At 63.1% G+C, this 25,727-nt stretch carries 18 protein-coding genes; 6 read left to right on the top strand and 12 right to left on the bottom strand.

Annotated features, from left to right (window positions below):
* Positions 1-1,962: a 3-hydroxyacyl-CoA dehydrogenase NAD-binding domain-containing protein gene (locus tag WH87_RS02430; RefSeq protein WP_046139978.1), complete on the bottom strand. Its 1,962-nt coding sequence runs from the start codon at positions 1,960-1,962 to the stop codon at positions 1-3.
* A gap of 134 nt (positions 1,963-2,096) precedes the next feature.
* Positions 2,097-4,568, bottom strand: a complete 2,472-nt coding sequence (locus WH87_RS02435; RefSeq protein WP_052726547.1) for an acyl-CoA dehydrogenase — start codon at positions 4,566-4,568, stop codon at positions 2,097-2,099.
* A 365-nt stretch (positions 4,569-4,933) separates the two neighbouring features.
* Here WH87_RS02435 and WH87_RS02440 point away from each other — a divergent pair, with 365 nt between their 5' ends.
* Positions 4,934-6,649, top strand: a complete 1,716-nt coding sequence (locus WH87_RS02440) for a long-chain-fatty-acid--CoA ligase (RefSeq protein WP_046139977.1) — start codon at positions 4,934-4,936, stop codon at positions 6,647-6,649.
* Positions 6,646-7,038, top strand: coding sequence for a MerR family transcriptional regulator (locus WH87_RS02445; RefSeq protein WP_046139976.1), 393 nt, complete (start codon positions 6,646-6,648; stop codon positions 7,036-7,038). Before WH87_RS02440 ends, WH87_RS02445 begins: the two co-directional genes overlap by 4 nt.
* Before the next feature lie 76 nt (positions 7,039-7,114).
* On the opposite strand, the gene WH87_RS02450 is transcribed toward WH87_RS02445, so the two are convergent.
* The 5 genes from WH87_RS02450 to WH87_RS02470 all read right to left on the bottom strand — a co-directional run bounded on the left by WH87_RS02450 (position 7,115) and on the right by WH87_RS02470 (position 13,861).
* Positions 7,115-7,393 (bottom strand): UvrB/UvrC motif-containing protein, encoded by a 279-nt coding sequence (locus WH87_RS02450; protein ID WP_197410704.1) that lies wholly within the window; start codon positions 7,391-7,393, stop codon positions 7,115-7,117.
* Positions 7,394-7,524: 131 nt separating this feature from the next.
* On the bottom strand, positions 7,525-9,102 hold the full coding sequence (locus WH87_RS02455; RefSeq protein ID WP_046139974.1) for a cisplatin damage response ATP-dependent DNA ligase: 1,578 nt from the start codon (positions 9,100-9,102) through the stop codon (positions 7,525-7,527).
* The gene (locus tag WH87_RS02460) at positions 9,099-10,094 is read right to left on the bottom strand and encodes a ligase-associated DNA damage response exonuclease (protein WP_046139973.1); all 996 of its coding nucleotides are present in this window, start codon (positions 10,092-10,094) and stop codon (positions 9,099-9,101) included. The genes WH87_RS02455 and WH87_RS02460 overlap by 4 nt, the downstream gene beginning before the upstream one ends.
* A 2-nt stretch (positions 10,095-10,096) precedes the next feature.
* Positions 10,097-10,684 carry an exopolysaccharide biosynthesis protein gene (locus WH87_RS02465; protein WP_046139972.1) on the bottom strand — a complete coding sequence of 196 codons (588 nt, stop codon included), beginning with the start codon at positions 10,682-10,684 and terminating at the stop codon, positions 10,097-10,099.
* Between the two features lie 267 nt (positions 10,685-10,951).
* The gene (locus WH87_RS02470; RefSeq protein ID WP_046140148.1) at positions 10,952-13,861 is read right to left on the bottom strand and encodes an insulinase family protein; all 2,910 of its coding nucleotides are present in this window, start codon (positions 13,859-13,861) and stop codon (positions 10,952-10,954) included.
* A gap of 137 nt (positions 13,862-13,998) precedes the next feature.
* Between WH87_RS02470 and WH87_RS02475 the strand changes: the two genes are divergently transcribed.
* Entirely contained in the window at positions 13,999-14,490 is a 492-nt protein-coding gene (locus WH87_RS02475) for a hypothetical protein (protein ID WP_046140147.1), read from the top strand.
* A 3-nt stretch (positions 14,491-14,493) separates the two neighbouring features.
* Here WH87_RS02475 and WH87_RS02480 read toward each other — a convergent pair whose 3' ends face one another.
* On the bottom strand, positions 14,494-15,165 hold the full coding sequence (locus WH87_RS02480) for a TetR/AcrR family transcriptional regulator (RefSeq protein WP_197410705.1): 672 nt from the start codon (positions 15,163-15,165) through the stop codon (positions 14,494-14,496).
* An 84-nt stretch (positions 15,166-15,249) separates the two neighbouring features.
* Between WH87_RS02480 and WH87_RS02485 the strand changes: the two genes are divergently transcribed.
* Positions 15,250-16,380 carry an FAD-dependent oxidoreductase gene (locus WH87_RS02485; RefSeq protein WP_046139970.1) on the top strand — a complete coding sequence of 377 codons (1,131 nt, stop codon included), beginning with the start codon at positions 15,250-15,252 and terminating at the stop codon, positions 16,378-16,380.
* A gap of 308 nt (positions 16,381-16,688) precedes the next feature.
* Here the strand turns inward: WH87_RS02485 and WH87_RS02495 are convergent, their stop codons facing one another.
* From WH87_RS02495 to WH87_RS02505, 3 genes are all read right to left on the bottom strand, one after another.
* Positions 16,689-17,663 carry an aldo/keto reductase gene (locus WH87_RS02495; protein ID WP_046139968.1) on the bottom strand — a complete coding sequence of 325 codons (975 nt, stop codon included), beginning with the start codon at positions 17,661-17,663 and terminating at the stop codon, positions 16,689-16,691.
* The gene (locus tag WH87_RS02500; RefSeq protein ID WP_046139967.1) at positions 17,641-19,353 is read right to left on the bottom strand and encodes an ABC transporter ATP-binding protein; all 1,713 of its coding nucleotides are present in this window, start codon (positions 19,351-19,353) and stop codon (positions 17,641-17,643) included. Before WH87_RS02500 ends, WH87_RS02495 begins: the two co-directional genes overlap by 23 nt.
* A gap of 257 nt (positions 19,354-19,610) precedes the next feature.
* Positions 19,611-20,294 (bottom strand): GntR family transcriptional regulator, encoded by a 684-nt coding sequence (locus tag WH87_RS02505; protein ID WP_046139966.1) that lies wholly within the window; start codon positions 20,292-20,294, stop codon positions 19,611-19,613.
* Between the two features lie 259 nt (positions 20,295-20,553).
* On the opposite strand from WH87_RS02505, the gene WH87_RS02510 reads away from it, so the two are divergent.
* Complete coding sequence (locus tag WH87_RS02510; RefSeq protein ID WP_046139965.1) at positions 20,554-22,065, top strand: ATP-binding protein; 1,512 nt, start codon at positions 20,554-20,556, stop codon at positions 22,063-22,065.
* Positions 22,066-22,159: 94 nt separating this feature from the next.
* Here the strand turns inward: WH87_RS02510 and WH87_RS02515 are convergent, their stop codons facing one another.
* A complete protein-coding gene (locus tag WH87_RS02515; protein WP_046139964.1) occupies positions 22,160-23,023 on the bottom strand; it encodes an aldose 1-epimerase family protein in 864 nt (287 codons plus the stop codon).
* A gap of 108 nt (positions 23,024-23,131) precedes the next feature.
* Here WH87_RS02515 and hrpB point away from each other — a divergent pair, with 108 nt between their 5' ends.
* Positions 23,132-25,573: an ATP-dependent helicase HrpB gene (gene hrpB / locus WH87_RS02520; protein ID WP_046139963.1), complete on the top strand. Its 2,442-nt coding sequence runs from the start codon at positions 23,132-23,134 to the stop codon at positions 25,571-25,573.
* Positions 25,574-25,727: the final 154 nt, after the last annotated feature.

Below are 25,727 nucleotides of genomic sequence, written 5' to 3' on the forward strand. Positions count from 1 at the left end.
TCAGGCCTTCCCATTCTGACGTGCGCGCAGCGGGCCACCGCGGAACGGCGCAAAGCCGGTCCCCAGGATCACCCCGATATCGGCGAGATCGGCATTGGGCACCACGCCCTCGCCAACCACCACCTCGGTCATATCGACCAGCGGCTTGACCAGTTCCCGGCCCAGCCCGGCGAGGTCGGCATGGTCGGGCGTCTCACCCTTTTGCGCCTTGCCATCCACCCATTTGTAGAAGCCTTCGCCGCTCTTGCGGCCCAACTTGCCATCCTTGACCAGCGTGGCGAACTTGCTCTCCACCGGAATGGCATGGCCCAGCTCGGTTGCGACCGACTTGCCAACATCGAGCCCGACCGTATCCATCAATTCGATCGGCCCCATCGGCATCCCGAACGCCACCGCCGCAGCGTCGAGCAATTCCTTGCTCTCGCCCGCTTCCACCCGCTGCACGGCGCCCAGCATGTAGGGCATCAGCACCCGGTTCACGAGGAACCCCGGCGCCGATTTCACCACCACTGGCGACTTGCCAATCGCCAGCGCAAACGCCGCGCCCTTGCCGATTTCCGCATCGGTGTTGAACGTCGAGCGGATCACCTCGACCAGCGGCAATTGCGCCACCGGATTAAAGAAATGCAGCCCGATCAGCCGCTCCGGTTGCTTGAGATGTTCGGCAATGCGCTCCAACTCAATCGACGACGTATTCGTCGCCAGGATCGCGCCCGGCTTGAGCTTGTCTTCCAGACCGCCAAAGATCGACTGCTTGACCTCGAGCTTTTCCACCACCGCCTCGATGATCACATCGGCGCGGCTGATGCCCTTACCGGTCGGATCAGCCTCCAGCCGCAACTCCGCCGCATCCACCTCGAACTTCTTCCGCAGACGCTTCTTGAACAGCTTTTTGCCCCGGTCGAGCGCGGGCTGAATGCGCTCCACGTCAAGGTCCTGCAGCGTCACGCTCATGCCCTTGAGCGCGCACCAGGCCGCAATATCGCCGCCCATGACGCCCGCGCCGATCACATGCACCCTCGCAAACTTGGCGCCCTTGGCCCCGAGTTTTTTCAGGCTCTCCGAGGCAAAGAACACCCGCCGCAGATTGGTCGCGGTCTCACTGCCCATCAGCGGCACGAAGCGCTCGGTTTCGCCGCGGATCATCGCCCGCCAGTCATTGCCATGCGCCTCGAACAGATCAATTAGCGCATAGGGCGCCGGATAATGCTCCCGCCGCACCTTCTTGGCGGTCTGCTCGCGCATCTTGTTGGCCACATAGGAGCGCGCCGGCCCCATGCCCATGACCTTTTTGACCAGCGCCGCTTCACGCGACTTGCGTTTGCCCAACACAGCCTTGCGCGCTTCCCAGGCCAGCATATCGCGATGGCGCACCAGCTTGTCGACGAGGTTCATCCCCCGCGCCGCGCCCGCGCGCAGCATCTTGCCGGTCAGCATGATCTGCATGGCGTCGACCGGGCCAGCCTGACGGATCGACCGCCCCGTGCCACCAAAGCCCGGGAAAATCCCCAGATTGACCTCAGGGAAGCCAATCCGCGTCTTGTCGTTATTGACCGCAATCCGGTAGTGGCACGCCAGCGCCAGCTCCAGCCCACCGCCAAGGCAAAAGCCGTGAATGCCCGCCACGACAGGGATCTTCAGCGCCTCGATGCGCGCAAACAGCGCGTGGGTACGCTTGAGCGCTTCGGGCAGCACCGAGAAATCGCTCATCGCATCAAATTCGCTGACATCGGCGCCGGCGATAAAGCCGCTATCCTTGCCGCTGAGCAGGATCACGCCCACCAGTTCGTGCGAACTCGCCAGATCCTCGAAGCGCTCCACCAGCGTTTCGAGCTCCATGATTGCCTCGCGGCTCAGCGTATTCACCGGCGCACCAGGCGTATTGATCGTGAGCCAGCCGAGGTTCTCAACGTCCCTGCGGAAGCTCCAATGCTTGGTCTCAGGCATCTGCGGCTGGATCATCGTGTCTCCTCGAATTCTCTTGTGGTTCGCCGAAACGTCCCAATTCACCGCGTCATCCCCGCGACAGCGGGGATCTCCCTTCAACCACAGAGGGGGATTCCCGCTTTTGCGGGAATGACGCCGTGGCTGGCCCCCTATTCCCCCGCCATCCGATGCTTATGTTCGGCGGCCAGTTCATCGGGCGCAAAATCGTCCACCTGCACCACGCGATCCGTTGCTTCATCGGCCGCCCGCATGATGCCAGCTTCGTTCTCGTTGAGAACCCCTGCCGCCACCGCATCGGCAATGGCGTCGCGATCCAGTCGCCGCTCGATGACGCCCTTGCGCGCCGCCTTGACGAACCGTGCCTCGATATCCTCGGCCTCGGTCACCTTGATCAGCGCATCTTCCAGAACGCCCGTCACGTCACTTGGGTCCATCGACACATAGGTGCCCGCCGTCAGCCGGTCGCGGAACGCACCGGGGCGCAGCACAGCCCGCACGAAACGGTAGTTCACACGGTCACTGGCCGGCGTGGCATGCCGCCCCAGCGGGAAGCATAGAAACCGCATCGCATTGGCAAACAGCCCATTGGGGAAATTGGCAAACACCTCGCTAAAGGTCCTTTCAATCGAGGCAATCAGATCCGCCATGATCGCATCGACCAATGGCCTGTCTTCGGCCAGCCGCCCCTCATCCTCAAACCGGCGCAGCGTCGCCGACATCAGGTAGAGATCGCTCAAAATATCGGCCATGCGCCCGCTCAGCTTCTGCTTGCGCTTGAGCTGCCCACCCAAAAACACCGTGGTCCAGTCCGCCACCAGCGCAAAGTCCTGCGCATAGCGATGGAGCTTCCGATACCAGCCCGCCATTTCGCTTTCGACCGGCGTCGAGGCAAATGTGCCATTGCTCAGCCCGTGCAGAAAGCTCGCCACGATATTGCGCAGCATAAACCGCGTATGCCCGCCAAAGGCGACGTCGAACTGATCAATGCCAGCCTTGCGGTCTTTGTTCTGCGCCGCCTCGATTTCCTTGTAGAGGAAGGGATGCGCCCGCAGCACGCCCTGGGCAAAGGTCATCAGCGTGCGCGTCAGAATGTTGGCGCCTTCCACCGTGATCGCCACCGGCGTCGCCATATAGCCGCCGAACAGATAATTGCCCGGCCCGTCCTGAATGGCGCGACCGCCATGAATGTCAAAGGCATCATCGACGCTGGCGCGCATCGCCTCGGTCGTGCGGTATTTCAACAAGGCCGAAATCACCGCCGGGCGCTGCCCCTCATCCACCATCGACGCCGTCAGCCGTCGGCTAGCCTCATAGGTATAGGCGCGCTTGACCATCTCGCCGAGCGGCTCTGCCACGCCCTCCATAATCCCCACCGGAATGCCAAACTGCCGCCGCACCCGCGCATAGGCCGAGGTCACCCGCAGCGCCTGCTTGATCGAGGTGGTACCAATCGCCGGCAGCGAAATCGCGCGCCCGGTCGACAGGCACTCCATCAGCATGCGCCAGCCCTGCCCGGCATAATCCGTGCCGCCGATCAGGAATTCCATCGGGATGAACACGTCTTTGCCGCGCGTCGGCCCGTTCATGAACGCCTGCCGCGCCGGGAAGTGACGACGGCCAATTTCAACGCCGGGATGATCGTGCGGCACCAGTGCCAGCGTGATGCCGATATTGTCGCCACGGCCCAGATGATTGTCCGGATCCTTGAGGATAAAGGCCAACCCCACCAGCGTCGCAATCGGCGCCAGCGTAATGTAGCGCTTGTCCCAGCTCAGCTTGACGCCCAGCACTTCCTGGCCCTGGTACATGCCCTTGGTGACCACGCCGATGTCGCGCATGCCACCGGCATCCGAGCCTGAATGCACGCCCGTCAGCGCAAAGCATGGCACGTCCTGCCCGCGCGCCAACCGGCCGAGATACTTTTCCTTCTGCGCGTCCGTGCCGTACTTTTCCAGCAGCTCGCCCGGCCCGAGCGAATTTGGCACCATCACCGTGATCCCTGCTGCCACAGAGCGGCTGGCGATCTTGGAGACGATCATCGACTGCGCCTGCGCGCCAAAGCCCAGCCCGCCATATTCCTTGGCGATCAGCATGCCGAGGAAACCCTTGTCCTTGAGGAACTGCCACACCTCGGGGCTGAGGTCGGCGCGGTTATTGCGCGTGTCCCAGTCGTCGATCATGGCGCAGACCTCATTGGTCGGGCCGTCGAGAAACGCCTGCTCCTCCGCGCTCAGCGTCAGCGGGCGAATATCGTTGAGCTTGCTCCAGTCGGGGCGCCCCGAAAACAACTCGGCGTCCCAGCCGACCGTGCCAGCGTCCAGCGCTTCCTGCTCAGTGCGGCTCACGCGCGGCAGAATGGATTTGACCGCGCCATAGACCGGCGTGATCAACACCGGAATGCGGATCGCTTTAACGCTCAGCAGCAAGAAAATGATCGCAGGCAGCAGCACCAGAACCAGGCCACCGACATCGGTCGCGATCACCGGCCCATACGTGTTGAAGTCCAGCCGCGTCAGAAGCCCGATGACCAGCGCCGCCACGCCCCATTCCCACAGCGCGCTCTCGCGCATGGCCAACACGGCAAAGACAACGAGGCTGACGACGATAAGCAACACGGTCACGGCATGCCCTCCTTGGCGTCGCTCACACCGCTCGGATGGAGCAACTTGTTCCGGTCAGTCTAACAAGGTTTACCTATACGTCAACGTACGGACGTTTACGATATACCCGACGCCAGTCATTCCACCTTGCCTCCACAGCCGCCCACCCCACCGCGCGTCACCCTCGGACCTGACCCCAGGTCTCTTCACTTGCCGCACCTCCAGCAAGTCGGCTCCGATCGCGCAGCCGCAAGCAGCCTCATCTCCTCAACGCCCACCTGTTCAAAAGGTTCGGGCATCTGTTTGACGCTAACGTAAAGCCGTGGAATATTCGTTACCCACAAGGCGACAAGCCAAGAGCCGCAAAGGCATCAGGAGGATAGGCGATGGACACACCCACCGAGACGACGGCAGCCTCCCGTCCCTGGATTGCCAGCTATCCCGACGGCATCAAGTGGGATGCCCAGATCGACACGCGCCCAGTGCATGAACAGGTGCTCGCCGCCTGCTCCAAAAACCCCTTCGGCATGGCGCTCGATTTCATGGGCGGCACCACCTCGTTCGGTGACCTCGCCAAAAAGATCACCGCCTTTGCCGGGGCGCTGCAGCGCCAGTTCGGCGTCAAAAAGGGCACCCGCGTCGCCCTGATGCTGCCCAATACGCCCTTTTACCCCATCGCCTATTATGGCGTGCTGCGGGCCGGTGGCATCGTGGTCAACTGCAACCCGCTCTACACCGTCCGCGAGCTGAACCACATCGTCAGCAATTCCGGCGCCGATCTGATGATCACGCTTGATCTGCTGCAGATCTATGAAAAAGCCGAAAAGCTGATGGAGGCTGGCACTGTCCAGTCGCTGGTCGTCTGCCACTTCCCCGACGCCCTGCCCCTGCTCAAGAAGCTGGTCTACTCGGTCGCCAAGCGCAAAGATCTGGCCCACCTCAATCGCTCGCCCTATCGCGGCCGTATCACCTATTTCCACCACATGATCGATCGCGACGACATGCCGACCCCTGTCGTCATCGATCCGCACAAGGATATCGCGGTCCAGCAATATACCGGCGGCACCACAGGCCTGCCCAAAGGTGCGCTGCTCACTCACGCCAATATCGCGGCCAATATGAGCCAGATCGACAAGTGGGGCGACGGACTGTTTTATCCGCCGTCCAAGGTCATCGCCGTGCTGCCGTTCTTCCACATCTTTGCAATGACGGTCTGCATGAATGTGCCGCTCTGCAATGGCACGCCAGTGATCATGCTGCCGCGCTTCGAGCTCAAGGCCCTGCTCAGTCTCTTCGCGCGCACCAAGGCCAATGTCCTGCCGTCCGTGCCAACCCTGCTCAGCGCCATCGCCCGCGCTGACAATGTCACCGCCGAGCAGCTTGCCTCCCTTGAAGTCGCCATTTCCGGCGGCGCGGCCCTGCCCGATGAAGTGCGCAACGCCTTCTCGAAGAAATCCCCGGCGATCCTCGCCGAAGGCTATGGCCTCACCGAGGCCTCCCCAGTCGTCTGCTGCGCCGCCTTGCGCAAGGCGTCCAAGCCCATGTCCATCGGCCTGCCTCTCCCCGGCACCGATATCCGCTTCGTCAACATTGATACTGGCAAGCCCGTTGGCATCGGCGAAGATGGTGAGCTGCAGGTCCGGGGCCCTCAGGTCATGCAGGGCTATTACGAGGACGAACAGTCCACCAAAGACGCCTTCATGGATGGCTGGCTGCGCACTGGCGACGTCGGTCACATGGACGAAGATGGCTATGTCTTCCTCGTCGACCGCATCAAGGATCTGATCATCTGCTCGGGCTTTAACGTCTATCCGCGCATCATCGAAGAAGCGCTGATGACCCACCCGGCGGTTGAGGAAACCAATGTTATCGGCGTGCCCGACGACTATCGCGGCGAGGCGCCGATTGCCTACGTCAAGCTGCGTGCTGGCCAAACTGCCACCGACGCGGATCTCAAGCACTACCTGGCTGACCGCCTCAACAAGATCGAAATGCCCAAGGAAATCATCTTCAAGGATGCCCTGCCCAAGACGCTGATCGGCAAGCTCTCCAAAAAGGAGCTGCGCGAAGAATACGCGCAACACAAAGGGCAGAAAAAGTGAACCGCGCCACCGCCGAAAGCCGCGACCTCTTCGCCATTGCCGACCTCGCCAAGGAGTTCGGCATTTCCACCCGCGCCATCCGCTTTTACGAAGCCAAGGGCCTGCTCGCCCCCGAGCGCGTCGGCGCCACCCGCATTTTCCGCCGCCGCGACCGCGCCCGGCTGATCCTGATCCTGCGCGGCAAACGCCTCGGCTTTTCCCTGCGCGATATCTCCGACTATCTCAGCCTCTACGACGCCGACCGCTCCCAGCAGGTCAACCTGCTCGTCGAAAAAGTCGACGACCGCCTGGCCTCCTTGGAACTGCAACTCACCGACCTGCAAACCACCATCACCGAACTCCGCGAGATCAAGAAACTCGCCGACGAAAGATTGGCCAAGGCCGGGTAGTTTCCCACCCCACGTTCAGAGCGTATTCCTCCCCCTATCAGGGGGAGGCGAGGAGGGGGTACTCCGATCCCTCAGCCTACCGCTTCCCCTTTGTCATAAAATCCGGCTTCTTCGGCTTCACCCACCCCTTGGGCGGTTGCCGCACCGGCACCTGCGTTCCCAATCCCATCGCCCCCGGCGGCGGCTGCCCCACGGTCACCGTATCGGGATCACCTTCCTTCACCGGCTCCTCGCCCCTGATCCGCGCCATCTCATTGCGCAGCACGGTCGCCCGCTCAAAATCCATCGCCTCCGCCGCCGCAGCCATCTCCCGCTCCAGCTGCATCAGCCGCTCATGAATAGATCGCGATGACATCCTTGCCTCCTTCAAACCGGGCACCCAGCAGTTGGATCACCGGGACAAGCCCGGTGATGACGATGCAGGAACTATCGAGCAAAACCCATCCCTCCCCACCGTCATTGCCCGGCTCGTCCGAGCAATCCATTCTACGTCGCGCCCACAAACACGGCCATATCCTCCAGCGTCGCCGCCTCGCTCGCCGGCTTATCCCACCGTATCCGGCTGATCCGCGGAAACCGCAGCGCCACCCCCGACTTATGCCGCGTGCTCTGCTGTGCCGAGTCAAACGCCACCTCGAACACCAGCTCTTTTTTCACCTCTCGCACCGGCCCGAACGCCTGAACCGTATTGGCGCGGATCCACTTGTCGAGCAGCTTGAGCTCCTCATCGGTAAAGCCGAAATACGCCTTGCCGATCGGCACGATCTCGTTGCCCTTCCACACGCCAAATGTGTAGTCCGAATAAAAGCTTGATCGCTTGCCGTGCCCCCGCTGCGCATACATCAGCACGGCATCCACCACATTGGGATCGCGCTTCCACTTGAACCAATAGCCCTTGGGCCGCCCCGGCACATAAGGAGAGGTTCGCAGCTTGATCATCACCCCTTCATGGCCGTGTTCATCCGCGCCTTGCCGCCGCTGCGCCGCCAGATCGTCCCAATCGGCAAAGGGCAAAACCGGCGACAGATCGAGCCGGGTCTGCGGATTGGCCGCAAACCACGCCTCCAGCCGCGCCCGCCGCTCGGTCCAGCCCAGCGTGCGCACATCCTCGCGCCCGTCAAACAGCATGTCGTAGACGCGGATAAAGGCCGGACTGTCCTTGAGGTGCTTGGCCGATGCCACCTTCTTGTTCAGCCGCTGCTGCAGATCATTGAAGCTCCTCGGCTCAAACTCCTTGCCCACCAGCAATTCGCCGTCGAGCACGGCCACACCCCCGACATTGTCCACAATGTCGGGAAACGCCGCCGCGATATCATCGCCGGTGCGCGAAAACAGCGACACACTGCCCCCGCCCAACACCAGCTGCACGCGAATGCCGTCCCATTTCCACTCTGCCGAAAAGTCCTTGGGATCGAGCCGGGCGAGATCCTTCTCCTCGTCAATGGGATTGCTCAGCATCAGGGGATGAAACCGCTGCGACTGATCCACATGGGGCCGCTCACCCCTACCGTCGAGCCAGGCAAACAGCTCGCCATACGGCACCTTCAGCCCGTGCCAGACCTCTTCGATTTCCTGCAAATCCTTGCCGCTCATCTCGGCCAGCGCCGTCTTGGCCAGCCGCGCCGATAGCCCGATCCGCAGCGCCCCCGTCGCCAGCTTCACCAACGCCCAGCGCTCGTTGATCCCCGCCCGCGTGAGCAGCGCCGCGATCAGCGCGGGGAGTTCGGATTTGCTGGTGGTATTGAACAGCCCGATCAATTCGGTCAGCGACGGCAGATCGCCCTGCTGCCCATGATGCGGCCAGATCAGCGCAATGGTCTCGCCGAGATCGCCGACATAGTCATAGCTCATGGCGAACAGCGTCGGATCGACCTCGCGCAACACGATGTCCTTGAGCAGCGCCGGCTTCACGTTGCGAAAGCTCAGCGCCCCGGTCAGCACCGCCAGCGCATAGCCGCGATCCGGGTCCGGCACCTCGCGAAAATACTGCGTCAGCGCCGCCAGTTTGCGCGTCCGCGATGGCGTCAGCGCCAACAGCTCCAGCAATTGGGCGAACCGCTTCATGCCTCGCCCTCCTCGCCATTATCGGCAAAGCCCTGAATGTTGAGCGGCTCGGCTTTCAGCCCCTGGCTTTGACACCAATAGACCAGCGCATCCTCGCGCCCATGTGTCACCCACACGGTCTCGGCCTTGGTTTCGCGGATCGTCTGTTGCAGCTCGCCCCAGTCGCAATGGTCCGAGATCACCAGCGGCAATTCCACCAGCGCCTGCCGCGCCCGCTGCTTCACACTCATCCAGCCCGATGCCTGACACACCACCGGATCGGGAAACCGCCTGCTCCAGCGATCGCGAATAGCCGAAGGCGGCGCAATGACGATCTGCCCGGCAAATGCAGCCTTGGGCACATCCAGCGCCGGCCGCAGATCGCCCAGCGACACGCCCAGTTCCTCATAAAGCGCACACAGGCGCAACATCGCCCCATGCAGATAAATCGGGGCGTCCCAGCCCGCATCGCGCAACAGCGCAATCACCCGCTGTGCCTTGCCCAGCGCATAGCATCCCACCAGATGCGAGCGCTCCGGATTGTCCGCGACAGACTTCAGCAAGCGCGCAATTTCCACGCTGGGATGGGGATGCTGAAACACCGGCAGCCCAAACGTCGCCTCGGTGACCAACAGATCACATTCCACCAGTTCATAAGGCTGCGCCGTGCGATCCCGCAGGCGCTTATAGTCGCCCGTCACCACCACCCGCTGGCCCTCATGCTCCACCAACACCTGCGCCGATCCCAGAATATGCCCGGCCGGATAGAGCGTGATGGTGACGTCATCGACCTTCAGCGGTACACCGAAATCCAGCGGCTCGAACCGCCGAGCGCAATCCTCGCCATACCTCGTCTTCATGATGGCAATGGTGTCGGGCGTCGCCAGCACCGAGCCATGCCCGCTCCGTGCGTGATCGGCATGGCCATGGGTGATAATCGCTCGCTCGCGCGGCACGCTGGGATCGATATAGGCGTCGATAGCGCGGATATGCAGATGCCGATCAAGCAACATGGTCACACCACCAGATAGGTTGTGAATGCCGCAATCGACGCCAGGAGCGCCATCCACGCCAGCGCCAGCATGCCGTCCCGCGCCGTGATCGCCAGTGCGAACGTGGCGATGATCACAGCCGCGACCGTCGATGAAAAGGGAATGAATTCCAGTGCCGGCATGATCGCGCCGGTGATCACGCAAACCACGGCCCCCATCCGCCGCAAGGGCGCAGCCAAAAACCCGGAAAACCGCCGCCGCGCCACGCTGTCGATTCCAGCGCTGACAGGCTTCAGGAAACCCACCAGCCGCGCCGCGTATTTGGCCGGCACGCGCCGCTCGGTCAGCCACTCCGGCAACCAGATTTTCTGCCCCCCCAGCGCAATCTGCCCGGCCACCAAAACCGTGCTGATGCCCACAAGGCTGGGCAGCCCGGGAATAATGCTCAGCGGCGACACCACGATCAGCGCCGGAAACAACAGCAGCGGCCCTGCCGCGCGCTGTCCCGCAACCGCCTGGATCATGCCAATGGAAATGTCCTCGCCGTCAGCAACGCGCCGCTCCAGCTTCTCAACCAGCCTTCCCAGCGCCCCCAGCTCAGCCTTTTCCATCCAAAGCTCCTCGCCCCAAAGCAACGCACCGCAAGGTCAGCAGTTCCGGCCCGAATGGGTTTGGCGCCGAGGCACATAGGACTAAGGCACCATCTATCGCCAATCGTCATTGCCCGGCTTGTCCGGGCAATCCACCTTCCTTCCGCCCCCACGAAAGATGGATCACCGGGACAAGCCCGGTGATGACGATAGAGGGACCATCGAGCGACACTCCGCTCCCTCCCAACCGTCATTGCCCGGCCCGTCCGGGCAATCCACCTGTCCTCCTCACATCACCTTCGTCACAGCCAAAAGCCTCGGCCGCTGCTCGTTCGCCGCCGTAATCGCCGCCTCCCCGCCCAGCACCACGACATGGCCATGCCGCGCCACCGCGTCCACCGCCTCAGCCATCCGCTTGAAGTCGGCGACCGTAGTCCCCAAAATCTCGTCGCGGCGCTGCTGGCGGATCGCGTCCGTCGTGCCGGTTAGCTGCCGCCACATCGAGGAATAGCCTTTGGCATCGGGGAATTCGTAGCCATCCACATCGCCAATCACACCAATGATCGAGCGCGTCAAATCGTTGTCGCCGATCCCGACATTGAGCGCCTTGCTGGCGCCGTCATAGGCATCCAGCGTCTTGAGCAGGTTCGGGTCGCGATAGCTGAGGAAGCTGAAGTTCCCCGAGGTCAGATCGAACCGGCTGGAGCCGCCATAGGCCCCGCCCTGCACGCGCACCTTGTCCCAGAGATAGGTCGTATTGAGAAACTTCAGCACCACGCTCGATGCGCCGGTCAGCTCGAAGCCGAGCGCGCGCAGATTGGCGCCCTTGCCGACATAATTGACCTGCGCTGGAATGATCAGGCCTTCCGAAACCGGCTTGTATTCAATCGCCCAATCCGCCGTGGCGAAACTGGCGTTAGGCAGACGCTTGAGGAAGCTTTCGAGCTCGCCCTTGGCTTTGCCCCACAGCGCAGCATCGGCGGTCACATTGACCACCATGCGCCCACGGTTGAACAGCGTATCGCGAATGCGCAGCAGCGCCGCCTCGACGCTGTCCCAGTCGTTTTCGATGCGCTTGACCAGATCGCGCAGGAAATCGAGATAGCTGACGCCGCCCAATTGCTCGGCGATCCAGCTTGCCTCGGTCAGCCCGGCATTGAGCCGCGTGTTGACGATGGCGTTGCCACTTGGCACCAACCGCGCCTCAAAGCCCGCCTTTTCCTCCAGCGCCATCTGTTTGAAGCGCTCGCGATTATCCAGCCGCGCGTCGAGCAAAACATCGCCCATAATGGCGAGCATTTCCTCGATCCTGTCGGGCACAGCCTTGCCCGACAGGAAAAACCACGCCGCACTGCCATCGCTGCCCTGCCGCGCGGAGAGACCGCGATGCTGGGCAATGCCGCCCGTCGAGCGGCCAATGCGCTGCGTCAGCGATACAAAATCTTCCTTGCTCGTGCCGGTCTGCAACAGCGCCCGTCCGAACAGCGGCAGATAGGGCAGCAGGCCCTTGTCCAGAACATGCAGATCAAACCCGAGGTCGAGGTAGATGATCCCCAGCGTCGGCAGGTCATGATAGAATAGCCGCGTTTCAGCCAGCGTACCGATTTCGATCGGCAGCACGCGGCTCTTGCGCTCAAGATCGGCCAGCGTCAGCGTCGGGATCTTGGCCAGCTGCGCCGGATCATCCACCTCTTCCTGCAAAGCCCGAAGCTTTTCGGTCTCAGCGACGGTCGCTTCCAACGCGGCGTCATCGAGTCCGGCGCGCACGTCGGCCAAAATCTCGGCTTCCCTGGCCGCCTCGCGGGCACCCTGCTCGGGGTCCGCGCTCAGCGTCACCGTGGTGCGATGGGTGTTGTCGAGGAACAGGCGACGGATTTCCGCGCTGAAATGGCCCTCGGCTGCCTTCTGCTTAAGGCTCGTCAGCGCCGCCTCGAAATGCAGCGTCTCCAGCGGATCGCCGCCATGCAGCCAGCTGCCCAGCGCGTTGAACATGTAGACCATGCCGCGCGGATAGGAGCCGGTATTGTTCTCGCGCAGCGAGAACTCGAACGTATTGATCGCCGCTTCGATCTGCTCGGCGGCAAAGCCTGATGTCGCGATCTCGTCCAGCGTCGACAGGATCAGCGCCTCGACCTTTTCGGCGTCAGCAGCGTCAATGCCCTTCATGCCAAAGCTGGCCATGGGCTGGCGCAGGCCGCTGCCAATGCCGCCGCCCGTCATGCCTTCGCCAAGCCCGGATTCCGTTAGGGCTTTGCGCAAAGGGGCCGCCGGATTGCCGGCCAGCAGATAGCTCAACATGCCATGGCTCAGCACTTCGGTGCGATCCTCTGGCGGATCGATCATCCAGTTGACCGACACCATGCCGTCGCGCGCCTTGCCCGCATCTTTGGTGCCGGCATAGGTAGCCACGATCTGCCGTGGCGCGTTGAAGCGCGGCTGCAACTGCACTTCGGCATCCACCGGCGCGCGCTCGAACTGGCTGAAATAAGCGTCGAGAATGGCTAGGCGTTCACCGGCATCATCGTCACCCGAGAAGAACGCCCGGGTATTGGACGGGTGATAGAACTTCTCGTGGAAGCGCTTGAACTGCTTATAGGTCAGCGCGGGGATCGCCTTGGGGTCACCACCCGAGCTTTTGCCATAGGTCACATCGGGATAGAGCGAGCGCTGCGAAATATCGCGCATCACCGCGTCGGGCGAGGAGAACACGCCCTTCATCTCGTTAAACACCACGCCCTTATAGACCAGCGGGCTGGCCTTATCGTCCAGCTCATAATGCCAGCCTTCCTGGCGGAACGTGTCCTCGGTGATCAGTGGAAAAAACACCGCATCGAGATAGACATCGACGAGGTTGTAGAAATCCTTGAGGTTCTGACTGGCCACCGGATAGGCCGTCTTGTCCGGAAAGGTCATGGCATTGAGGAAGGTGTTGAGCGAGCCCTTGATCAGCTCCACAAACGGCTTCTTGACCGGATATTTGCGCGATCCGCACAACACTGAATGCTCGAGAATATGGGCAATGCCGGTCGAGTCCTCGGGCGGTGTCTTGAAGGTGACGCCAAACACCTTGTTCTCATCGTCATTGACCAGGCTCAGCACTTCGGCCCCGGTCTTGATGTGCCGGAACAGTTGGACCCTTGAATTCACCTCCCCGATCTGTTCGTCACGGATGAGTTCGAAAGCGGGATGGGACGTCATGGCACAGGTCTCTTTCTTGTTGGCTTCAAGATAGGAAGCCAATCTGGCGAGCGCTAGTCAAAGCGGCGCAACGCGACCCATTTTTGCCATAAGATCTACGCTAGTCTGTTGGCATGATTGAAAAACCGGTTGCCACCATGTCCCGTTTCCTCATCGCCACAACGCTCAGCGTCCTTGCCGCGTCCACCGCCCTGGCCGACGACGGCTATATCGATGACCGCTCCACCGCCACCAGCACCATCACCTCGTTTTACAACGCCATCGCGCGCAACGAGCTGACCCGCGCCTGGTCTTACTACCAGCACGAGGAAACCGACCCGGCCGAGATCAAGGCAAAGTTCGACGAGTTCGCCAAAGGCTATGCCGAGACCAAAACGGTGACGGTGCTCACAGGCGAGGAAACCTCAGAAGGCGCTGCCGGCAGCATCTACTACAAGCTTCCGGTCGCCATCGATGCGGTCAACGCGAAGGGCGAGCACACCCAGTTCGGTGGCTGCTACACGCTCAAGCTGGTGCAGCCCGCCAATCAGGCCGAGCCCCCGTTCCGCCCGCTGCATATCGAGGAGGGGCATCTCGAACCCGCCAAGGGCGAACTCTCGGCCATCCTGCCCCTCACCTGCCCGGACTAAGCCTCACCTCAGCGCTTCAATCCCCGCCAGAATGAGGTCGATCCCGGCCAGAAACTGCGCCGTGTCGTCGTGATCGTTCATCTGGTGCGCGACCTTGGTGACGAACGGATACTCCTCCGCATCCAGCTGCGCCCAGTGCGCGGCGGTCTTGGCCAGAACGCCCGCGCGGTCCGGGTCCTGCCCATGCATGCGCGCGTTGGACGCGTTCTGCCCGGCCACGCCGAGGATGTAACTCAATAGCGCCGTCGCCGCATCAAATTGCGCCGCCTGCGGCACGCCCAGCGCTTCAAGCTGCCGCCCCAGACTGTCAAAAATCTGCAGCATCGAGGTATGCCACGGCGCGCGCTGCATCTGCGCCCCGACCCAGGGGTGCACGTCGATCGCATCGAACACCCCCAGCGCAATGGTCCGCACCGCTTCGCGCGGCCCGGGGCTTTTGGCCATCTCCGCCATCACACGCGCGACGATATGGTCGGTCGCCGCCGCCAAGAGCTCGTCCTTGTTGGCCACATGCCAATAGATCGCGCCACTACCCGTCGCCAGGCGCGCCGCCAGGGCGCGGAAGGTCAGCCCGCTTTCGCCGGAACTATCGAGGATCTCAATGGCCGCCTCGACAATGCGCTCCTTGGAGAGCGCATCGCGGCGGCGTTCGGTCTGCGGAATCGAATTTGTCATCACCCTCATCTTGACATCAATGGAACGTCGTTCCAATTACTATTAATGGAACGGCGTTCCAGTAGATTTCAACAGGAGTTCACCATGACACCAGTCACCATCATCGGCGGCGGCCTCGGCGGCCTGATGCTCGCTCGCGCCCTGCATGTGCAGGGCATCCCATCCACCATTTACGAAAGCGAAGCCTCGCCCGAAGCCCGCACCCAGGGCGGCCAGCTCGACATTCACACCTATTATGGCCAGCTCGCCCTCGCCGATGCCGGCCTCACGGACCAGTTCCGCGCCATCATCCACGAAGGCGGCGCCGCCTCCCGCGTGCTCGCTCAGGACGGCACGGTGCTGCTCGATGAGCCCGACGATGGCCAGGACACGCGCCCCGAAGTGCTGCGCGGCGACCTGCGCCGTATTCTGCGGGAATCCCTGCCCGAAGGCACCATTCAGTGGGGCAAGAAGCTCGCCAGCGTCACCGCCCTCGGCCAGGGCAAACACGAGCTGACCTTCACCGATGGCACCCGTGTCACCAGCGATATTCTGGTCGGAGCTGATGGCGCCTGGTCAAAGGTGCGTCCGCTGCTGACCGACGTCAAACCCGCCTATACCGGCACCACCTATGTCGAGACTTATCTCTACGACGTGGACGCCCGTCACCCGGCGACCGCCGCTGCGGTTGGCGATGGCGGCATGTTCTCGCTCAGCCCCGGCAAGGGCATTTCCGCCCACCGCGAAGCCGGTGCCGTACTGCACACCTATGTCCAGCTCAGCTGCCCCGAAGACTGGGCCGACAGCGTTGATTTCGCCGATCCTGTCGCCGTAAGGACCCTGGTCGCCGCCAAGTTCGACGGCTGGGCCCCCGAGCTGACCGCTCTGATCACCGATGGCGAAACCGCCCCCGTCTCGCGCAAGATCTACGCCCTGCCCGACAACCACCGCTGGGATCGCGTCCCCGGCGTCACGCTGATCGGCGACGCCGCCCACCTGATGCCACCCGCCGGCGAAGGCGCAAACCTTGCCATGTTCGACGCCGCCGAACTCGCCAAAGCCATCGCCGCCAACCCCGGCGACGTTGAAGCCGCCTTCACCGCCTACGAAACCGCCATGTTCCCCCGCAGCCACCAAGAGGCCGTCGACGCGCAGGAAGTCATGGACCTCTGCATCGGCGAGCGCGCGCCATTCGGATTGATCGAGTTCTTCACCCAGGTGGGCCAAGGGGCGTGAGGTTCAGCGCGATGCCACATCAAGCGGCCATTTCGCACGACTTCAATCCCACTCGCCGGGCTGCCCTCGGGCTCGACCCGAGGGCCCGTCAGAGAGCCACGATGGTATTGATGACCAAGGACAGTGGCCCTCGGGTCAAGCCCGAGGGCAGCGCAGTGGCGGAACTCCACTGTAGTGAAACCCACCATCTCCCCAAACCCACCGGCCAAGTCCCCTCGCCCCTCAGGGGAGAGGGCTAGGGTGAGGGGTGCAATGTCCCAACGACAAACAATGCAACCCACTCACCAACTAAGACGCACGAGGCGCACTCAAACCCCGCCGCGGATCTCCGGCTTGACGCGGCTTTCATACCATTCACCCAACTGCTCCATCAGCGCCGGGAACAGCTCACGCGCTTCGCTGGCCGCAACATTGTCAGCCAGCTGCGCGGGCTTGCTGACGCCAGCGATGATCGTCGACACTTCCGGGTGGTCCAAAATCCAGCGCAGGGCAAACTGGCTCATGCTCAGCCGTTCCGGTGCCAGACCCTTGAGTTCGGCCACCAGCTCCACGCCACGCTCAAACGGAATGCCCGAGAAGGTCTCGCCCACCGAAAACGCCTGCCCATCCGCATTGTAATTGCGGTGATCGGTGGCGTCGAACGTGGTGGTCTTGTCGTACTTTCCGCTCAACAGGCCACTGGCCAGTGGCAGGCGCACGATGATGCCGACATCCTGCTTGGCGGCCTTGGGCAGCAGCGCCTTGGCCGCGTCCTGACGCAGCAGGTTGAAGATGATCTGAAGGGTCGAGCAGCCGTCCTGCTCAAGGCAGATCATGCCTTCCTCGATGGTCTCGACGCTGGCGCCCCAGTGCTTGACCAGCCCTTCGGCCTGGAATTCGTTCATCCAGCCAAAGATTGCGCCGTCGCGCAGCACATCGGTGGGCACGCAGTGCAACTGCGCCAGATCAAGGCTGGCCACCCCCAGTCGTTCGGCCGACGCCACAAGGCTCGCCCGCACGCCGTCGCGCGAATAGTGATCGGGATAAAGCGTGCCCGAACGGCCCAGCTTGGTCGCAACCTTGAGGTCCCCGCGCTTGGCATGGGCGCCAATCCGGCGCTCGCTCTGGCCATTGCCATAAACGTCGGCCGTGTCCCAAAAGGTCACGCCCACCGCGTCGGCTGCGTTGAGAATTTCGCTCGCCGTCTCGTCGCTCACCGGCCCGAAGTCGCCGCCAAGCTGCCAGCATCCGAGCCCGATTTCCGAAACTTCGTATCCGGTCTTACCCAAGCGTCTCGTTTTCATCGGCGGTCTCCACTCTGTCACGGGCGCCCGAGCCACCGGCAAACTGAATCACCTGATCGGTGGGCGCAATCACGCTCTTTCTATGCGTGATGGCCAAAATGGTCACGTCCCCTTTGAGCTCGCGCAATTCGGTGACAATGGACGCTTCCGTCACCTCGTCCAGCGCCGAGCTGGCTTCATCCAGCAGCAGCATTTTGGGTTCGCCATAGAGCGCCCGGGCAATGGCGACGCGCTGCCGCTCGCCGCCCGAAAGCTTGAGGCCGCGCTCGCCAACCGTGGTCGCGAACCCATCCGGCAGACGGTCGATAAACGGCAGAATATGCGCCTTCTCGGCCACCTCGCGCAGCCGCGCCTCGTCGTAATCACGCCCGAGCACAATATTTGCGCCCAGCGTGTCGCTGAGCAGCATCACTTCCTGCGGCACCACGCCGATATGGGCATACCAGCTCTCCCGCGTCACATTGGCGAGGTCGATACCGTCAATGGTGATGCGTCCGCTCGCTGGCTCCAGTGCCTTCAGCGCCAGCTTGAACGCGGTTGATTTGCCCGCCCCGGTTTCCCCCGACAGAAAGGTGATCCGGCCCGGCCCGGCGGTAAAATTGAGATCGTTCAGAATCTGCTTGTCGCCATAGGCAAAGCTCACGCCCTCAAAGGCCAGCTCGCCGCGCTTCAGGTCCAGCGGCTGCGCGTCGAGCACCACCCGATCGTTGGGCTCGTTCCACATCTTGGCGAAGGGCCGAAAATTGCTCAGCGCCCGCATCACGTCGTCAATCGCCGAACCAATCATTTCGAACGGCCGATTGAGCTGGATCAGCATAGTATTGATCAGAACGATGTCACCCACGCTGAGTTCACCCGCGCTGAAGCGCGGCAACAACAAAAAGAAGGTCAGCGCCAGCTGCGCTGCCAGCGCCAGCCCGAACACCGCCGACAGCCCCATCCGCCGCGACGACCACCTGACCCAGCTTGCGCGCGACAGATCGGCCTTTTCGCCGAAGCGCTGGCTGATCCAGCGGTCACCGTTGAAATAGCGCAGCGTCTCCATCGCGGTCATCGCATTGCCGACAAAGCGCGCATTGTCCTGATTGGCCTCGATGGCATGATCGAGCAGTGGCCGCGTCCACTTGTTGGAGAGATAGGTCAGCCCGATAAAGATCGAGCCATAGGCCAGAACGATCAGCGCCATCTCAAGGTTGATCACCGCCCCCAGCATGGCCACGCTCAGCGCGATCAGCGTCAGCCCCGGCACAAACACGATGATCAGCAGCTGCACGACCATATAGACCGCGTTCTCGCCCTTGTTGCGGGCCGACTGCACCTCAACCGGATTGTGCTCGATGAAAAACGAGATCGGCTTTTTCAGCAGCTCGGCAAAGAACGCCGTCGAGGTGATGAAGTTGAGGTTTTCCGCCGCGATGATCGACAGATAATTGACGCAGTAATCCAGCGCCGTCGTCACCCCGCGCAGCACTGCATAACCGACGAATGCCAGCAGGATCGTGGTGCCGATCTCGCCCGCGCCCAGCCCGTCGATCAGCCGCGAAAACACATAGGGCGTCATCACTTCGGTGATGGCCGACCCCAGAACGATCAGCGCCGTGCCAATCAGCAGCCAGCGCTCCGCCGCCCAAAACCGCACATAGATGGCGCGTAGGGGCGCAAAAATGATCGACCATTCCGTCGGTTTCATGGGCGATCCATAATCTTGATGACAAAAATCAGCTTAGCCAGTGACCGATGCCTTAGCGCCACCGCCTCGTCAATACTGCCCAAGACGAAGCGCGAATAATGTCGATTGAAAGAACGTGCCAGAGGCAGCGCAAACCGCTGCATCAACACACTCCGCGTCATTCCCGCGAAAGCGGGAATCCCCCTCCCTTACAAACTCTCAGCCACCCCAATTCCTCCCACGCTCCGTCGCTGCCCTCGGGCCTGGCCCGGGGCCCCTCACTCAAAATAATCGGGAAAATCCGCGATGGTCTGGCTGAGCAGGACCTCGGCCCGGGCCAGATGCGCCCGCATCGCGGCTTCCGCTCCGGCGGCATCTCCCGCAATCACCGCCGCAGCGATGATCTTGTGCTCGGCAATCGCCCGCTGCGTCGATGACACGCCCAGCGTCAGATACCGCACCCGATCAAGCTGCATCTTGTGATCGTCGACCAGCTGCCACGCATATTCAACACCCGCCAGGCGCGCCAGCGTCCGATGAAACAGTTCGTCGAGCACGTGAAAGCCCGCGCTGTCTTCCGCAGCGGACGCAATCTCCTGCTCCGCAATCAGACCGTTGAGCTCAGCCTCGACAGTGCCACCGGGATGGGACGCCACGCGGCGGATAATCTCCACCTCAATGGATTCCCGGATAAAGCGCGACTGCCGCACCCCATCGGGCGAGATCTTCTTGATCACCGTGGCGCGTTTTGGCCGGATCAGCAGCAGCCCCTGCTGCGCCAGCCGAATGAACGCCTCGCGCACGGGTTGGCGCGACACGCCATAGCGCGCCGCAATATCGCTTTCGGAGATCACATCGCCAGGTTTGAGGGCCATGCGGACAATTTCATCGCGCAACGCGGTCACCACGCGCAGCGCCATGGTATCTTCGCCAGCCTCGAGCACCCCGGACGTTTCCTGCATTGATTCTCCTGCTGCCAAGATGGGCCCGATCAAGCTGCGCCCACGCGCGAATGTGACCACCCACAGTAAACTTAGTGGGCAACGCCGCAAGAGCGGGAAAAATCGCTCAAACGCCCAATGCCCGCCCCTTCACGATAGCGATGACAAGATGTCGCCATATCGCCGAATCGGTGACTTCATGTGCTAACAGTCTGCCAACCGTTTTGCTCAACCTGCGACTCCCGATAAGCGGGACAACACGCGCTGATCTGGAGATCGAATGAAGGTAGCTATCGACATGGGCGTCAGCACGGGCTCAACGCCTGCGACGCTTGATCTCGAAGAGCTGCTTGCCACGCGCCTTCTGGTGCAGGGCAATTCGGGCTCCGGCAAGTCGCATCTTTTGCGCCGTCTGCTCGAGCAGTCTGCGCCCTGGGTGCAGCAGTGCATCATTGATCCTGAAGGCGATTTCACCACCTTATCCGACAAGTTCGGCCACCTCGTCGTCGATGCCACGCGCACCGAAGCCGAGCTGACCCGCATCGCCGCCCGCGTCCGCCAGCACCGCGTCTCCGTCGTCCTCAACCTTGAGGGCCTCGATGTCGACCAGCAGATGCGCGCCGCTGCCGCCTTCCTTGGTGGCATGTTCGACGCCGACCGCGATTATTGGTACCCGGTCCTCGTGGTCGTCGACGAAGCCCAGCTTTTTGCCCCGGCTGCTGCTGGCGAAGTGTCTGATGATGCTCGCAAATTGTCGCTTGCCGCGATGACCAACCTGATGTGCCGTGGCCGCAAGCGCGGCCTTGCCGGCGTCATCGCCACCCAGCGCCTCGCCAAGCTCGCGAAAAACGTCGCTGCAGAAGCGTCTAACTTCCTGATGGGCCGTACTTTTCTCGATATCGACATGGCTCGCGCCGCCGACCTTTTGGGCATGGAAAAGCGCCAGGCCGAGCAGTTCCGCGATCTGGCGCGCGGCCACTTCGTCGCCCTCGGCCCCGCCATTTCCCGCCGCCCGCTGCCGATCACCATCGGCACGGTGGAAACCTCGGCCCGCTCCACCAGCCCCAAGCTGACCCCATTGCCCGAGGCGCCTGTTGACGCCGCCGACCTGATTTTCACGGCCTCGCCCGAGGAAATCGCGCGTCCCGTCGTGCGCCGCCCACCGCCGCCACCACCGCCATCGACAACCGAATTGCTGGCCCAGCTGACCCGTGCCCGTCCCGAGGCCGAACCGGTCCCCCAGACCCTGTTCCCCGAGATCGACGAAGCCGAACGCGACGCCCAGGTCGACGCCATCATGGCCGAATTGCTCGGCGATCCCGACGCCAGCTTCCGCACTGTCGCTGTGCTCTATCAGGACTTTCTGGTGCGCTGCCGCATCCGCCGCGTGCCGGGCGAACCGCCTGCGCTGCCTGCGTTCAAACGCAAGCTCGCCGTCGCCCGCGTCTCCCCCGACAAGGAAGTCGCGCAGTCCGATGGTTGGCAGCAGGCCCTCACCATGTCCGAAACGCTCTCGGAGGACGTGCAGGGCGTTTTCCTCGTGCTGGCGCAAGCCGCACTGGTCAATGCGCCATGTCCGTCCGACGCGACCCTGGCGCGCCTCTACGGCACCCATTCGGCCAGCCGCGCCCGACGTCTGCTGACCTGGTTTGAGGAACGCGGCCTGCTCGTGGTTCGCCTCGACTTCCGCAACAACCGCGTCGTCGCCTTCCCCGATCTGGGCGCAGAAACCGCCGCAGGCGATCCCAACGGCCCCGATATGCTGGTCGATGAGCGCGGCGCGGCCGAGTAACTGCCCCACGCTCTCAACAGAGGTCTATTTCTAGACCCCACACCAACCAGTAGACCTCATGGTGAGCCTGTCGAACCACGAGGTCGTGGGACCACTACCCCACCAATTCAGCCGTAAACGCATAGCGCCCCGTCGCGCCGGGCCCCAGCACTTCGCTATAGGGTCGATCTTCCAGCGCATCGCTGCCCCCAACTTCGGCCGCCGTGCCATGCCATGGCTCAAGGCACACAAAGGGCGCGCCGGGCTTGGACCACAGCGCCAGATTGGGCAGGTTCTCCCAGGTAAAATGGATTGCCTTATCACCGGCGCTATAGCGCAATCCCGCCCCGGCGCCGTCCGGAAACAGCATCGCATCGGCATCAAACAGTTCAGGCTCCAGAACCAGTCGGCCGTCGACAAACGGGGACGCCAGTTTTTGCGGCTGCACCAGCCCGCCCGATAGCCGAACCAGATCGGGCGATGCACCACTGTCGAGCGTCACCACATGCTCAAGGCCCGCACAGCCCGGCAGCGGCCAGACAAAGGCGGGATGAAACCCAATGCCAAACGGCAACGGACGATGGTCGAGATTTTGCACCTCAGCCGTCACTTTCACCGCGCGCCCCACCACGCGATGCTCCAGCGACAGCGCGAAATCGAACGGAAAGATCGTCCGGCTGGTTGGACTGGCTCGCAGCTCGAACCGGCAGAAATCGGCACCAAACTCAGCCAGCGTAAACTCGCTGCGCCGCGCAAAACCATGTTGGCCCATGGGGTAGCGCTGCCCGTCAATCCGCACATGATCGCCCGGCGCCTTGCCCACCATGGGAAACAGCACCGGCGAACGCCCGCTCCAGAACGCTGCATCGCCGTCCCATAGCCACGAATGGCCATCGCTCGTCGTGATCGACTGCATTTCCGACCCCATCGGCGAAATCTCGACACTCAGAAATTCATTGTCGATACGGGTCAGCTTCATGGCGGCTCTCCGATTCAAATCAGTCTGACACTAGCCGCGACATCGCCCAAGGGGGAGCCCCCACGACCGCCACTTGATCAATCCTTGCTCATCGGCCACACACACGCCATGCCCTTGCCGCCCCTGCCCATCGACGATGCCCTTCCGGCCCTGCAAACCGCCTTGGTCGCTGGTCCTTATGCCGTGCTCGTCGCCCCGCCCGGCGCCGGTAAAACCACCCGTGTTCCGCTGGCATTGCTTGACGCACCGTGGCGTGGAGAGCGCCGCATCATCATGCTGGAGCCGCGTCGTCTCGCCGCCCGCGCCGCCGCCGGACAGATGGCGCGCCTTTTGGGCGAAGATGTCGGCCAGACCATTGGCTATCGCGTCCGCATGGACAGCAAGGTAACCGCCAGGACCCGCGTCGAAATCGTCACCGAAGGCGTTTTCACGCGCATGCTGCTCGACGATCCTGAGCTGACCGGCATCGCCGCCGTAATCTTCGACGAATTCCACGAGCGTAGCCTTGATGGCGATTTGGGACTGGCACTGGCGCTGGATGCTGCCGCCCTGCGGCCAGACCTGCGCGTGCTCGTCATGTCCGCCACCATTGACGGCGCCCGCGTCGCGCGGCTCCTTAGCGACGCCCCCGTCATCGAAAGCCTTGGCCGCGCTTTCCCCGTTGAAACGCTCCACCGCGAACCCGATCCGCTCAAGCGTCTCGACGATCAAGTCACCGAGGCCGTACTGACGGCGCTGCGCGAGCACGAGGGGTCGGCCCTGGTGTTCCTGCCCGGTCAGGGCGAGATCACCCGCGTTGCCGAACGCCTCGCCACCCGCGTTCCCGCCAACACCGATATTGCGCCGCTTTATGGCCAGCTCACACCCGCCGAGCAGGATCGCGCCATCCGCCCGGCAGAACCGGGCCGCCGCAAGGTCGTTCTCGCCACCTCGATTGCCGAAACCTCACTGACCATTGATGGCGTCCGCATCGTCATCGACAGCGGCTTCCGCCGTGTGCCCGTCTACGAACCCGGCACCGGCCTCACGACGCTTGCCACCACACGCGTCTCGCGCGCTGGTGCCGATCAGCGCCGTGGCCGCGCCGGTCGCACCAGCCCCGGCGTCGCCATTCGGCTGTGGAATGAGGGGCAGACCGCCGCTCTCGAGGCTTTCGACACACCCGAAATCCTCGCGGCCGACCTTGCCGGTCTGGCGCTCGATCTCGCCAACTGGGGCGTCACCGATCCCTCTGCGCTGTCCTTCCTCGACCCACCGCCGGCACCCGCTTGGACCGAAGCGACGAACCTGCTGAAGTCTCTGGATGCGCTCGATGCCAGCGGCCGCCTGACCGCCGACGGCAAGTCCCTCGCCCGCCTGCCGCTCCATCCGCGCCTCGCCCATATGGTGGTCGCAGCAACAGCCGAAGATGATGCCCAGACGGCAGCAGAGCTGGCCGTCCTCATCGGCGAGCGCGGCCTTGGCGGCGACGCAACGGACCTCGCCCATCGGTTGGATCGTTTCCGCAGCGACCGCAGTAAACGCGCCGACGACGGCCGTGCGCTCGCACGCCGCTGGGCCAAGCAGGCCGGCGGTAGCCACGGCGGCAATCTGCCAGCCGGGCACCATCTCGCCCGCGCCTTCCCCGACCGCGTCGCACAGGCCGCTGGCGCGCGTGGGCGCTTCCGCCTCGCCAATGGTCGCCAGGCCAGCCTCGAGCAGACTGACGCTCTCGCTGCCGCCCCCTTCCTCGTCGTCACTGATATCACCGGCGCGGCTGCAACGTCGCGTATTCGCGCCGCCGCTGCGCTGGATCGTGACGACCTCGATGCCCTCTTCGGCCGCCGCATCACCGAGACAATTGCGCTGACCTTTGACACAGCATCCGCCAGTGTCCGCGCCCGCCGCATCCGTCAGCTCGACGCGCTGCGTCTCGCCGATGATCCAGTCGCCGTAACCGATTTCGATGCTGCTGCAGCGCTCCTCGCCCAAGCCGCCAATCGCCGCGTTGACGCGTTACCCTGGACCAAGGATCAACAGGCCCTCCGCGCCCGCTCGACCTACCTGCACCAGACACTCGGCGATACCTGGCCAGACCTCTCCGATACCGCGCTAGCGACCCGCGACTGGCTGGCGGACTACATCACCGGCGAAACCCGCCTCGCTGGCATCACCGCTGCCCATCTCGGCAATGCGCTCGACGGCTTGCTGCCATGGTCGCAACGTCAGGAGATCGACAAGCTTCTGCCCAGCCACTTCACCGCCCCTTCTGGCAGTCACCTGCCAATCGACTACGCGGCCGAAAATGGCCCGGCGCTCGAAGTGCGCGTGCAGGAGCTGTTCGGGCTCGACCGACATCCTGCCGTCGCTGCGGGCAAGGTGCCGCTCTTGCTGATTCTGCTCTCGCCAGCGCACCGCCCCATCCAGACCACGCGCGATCTCCCCGGTTTCTGGCGTGGGAGCTGGAAGGATGTCGCCAAGGACCTCAAAGGCCGCTACCCGCGCCATTTCTGGCCCGAAGACCCGGTAACCGCCGCCGCGACCGCACGCGCCAAGCCACGCGGCACCTGACCCACCTTACGCTTTCCCATCTCGCCGCGCCGTCATCACCCGGCTTGTCCGGGTGATCCACGCAATATCGGGGCTTCCTATGGATTGCCCGGACAAGCCGGGCAATGACGGGGAGCAGGAGCGAACGGTACGGAAAAGCCCCTTCCGACAACAG

Origin of the sequence: Devosia epidermidihirudinis, assembly GCF_000971295.1 — a bacterium.
Classification (GTDB): Bacteria; Pseudomonadota; Alphaproteobacteria; order Rhizobiales; family Devosiaceae; genus Devosia; species Devosia epidermidihirudinis.

Coding starts and splice junctions, on each gene's coding strand:
- WH87_RS02430 (WP_046139978.1), bottom strand. CDS start 1,962: ATGATCCAGCCGCAGATGCCTGAGACCAAGCATTGGAGCTTCCGCAGG.
- WH87_RS02440 (WP_046139977.1), top strand. CDS start 4,934: ATGGACACACCCACCGAGACGACGGCAGCCTCCCGTCCCTGGATTGCC.
- WH87_RS02450 (WP_197410704.1), bottom strand. CDS start 7,393: ATGTCATCGCGATCTATTCATGAGCGGCTGATGCAGCTGGAGCGGGAG.
- WH87_RS02455 (WP_046139974.1), bottom strand. CDS start 9,102: ATGAAGCGGTTCGCCCAATTGCTGGAGCTGTTGGCGCTGACGCCATCG.
- WH87_RS02460 (WP_046139973.1), bottom strand. CDS start 10,094: ATGTTGCTTGATCGGCATCTGCATATCCGCGCTATCGACGCCTATATC.
- WH87_RS02465 (WP_046139972.1), bottom strand. CDS start 10,684: ATGGAAAAGGCTGAGCTGGGGGCGCTGGGAAGGCTGGTTGAGAAGCTG.
- WH87_RS02470 (WP_046140148.1), bottom strand. CDS start 13,861: ATGACGTCCCATCCCGCTTTCGAACTCATCCGTGACGAACAGATCGGG.
- WH87_RS02475 (WP_046140147.1), top strand. CDS start 13,999: ATGTCCCGTTTCCTCATCGCCACAACGCTCAGCGTCCTTGCCGCGTCC.
- WH87_RS02480 (WP_197410705.1), bottom strand. CDS start 15,165: ATGACAAATTCGATTCCGCAGACCGAACGCCGCCGCGATGCGCTCTCC.
- WH87_RS02485 (WP_046139970.1), top strand. CDS start 15,250: ATGACACCAGTCACCATCATCGGCGGCGGCCTCGGCGGCCTGATGCTC.
- WH87_RS02495 (WP_046139968.1), bottom strand. CDS start 17,663: ATGAAAACGAGACGCTTGGGTAAGACCGGATACGAAGTTTCGGAAATC.
- WH87_RS02500 (WP_046139967.1), bottom strand. CDS start 19,353: ATGAAACCGACGGAATGGTCGATCATTTTTGCGCCCCTACGCGCCATC.
- WH87_RS02505 (WP_046139966.1), bottom strand. CDS start 20,294: ATGCAGGAAACGTCCGGGGTGCTCGAGGCTGGCGAAGATACCATGGCG.
- WH87_RS02510 (WP_046139965.1), top strand. CDS start 20,554: ATGAAGGTAGCTATCGACATGGGCGTCAGCACGGGCTCAACGCCTGCG.
- WH87_RS02515 (WP_046139964.1), bottom strand. CDS start 23,023: ATGAAGCTGACCCGTATCGACAATGAATTTCTGAGTGTCGAGATTTCG.
- hrpB (WP_046139963.1), top strand. CDS start 23,132: ATGCCCTTGCCGCCCCTGCCCATCGACGATGCCCTTCCGGCCCTGCAA.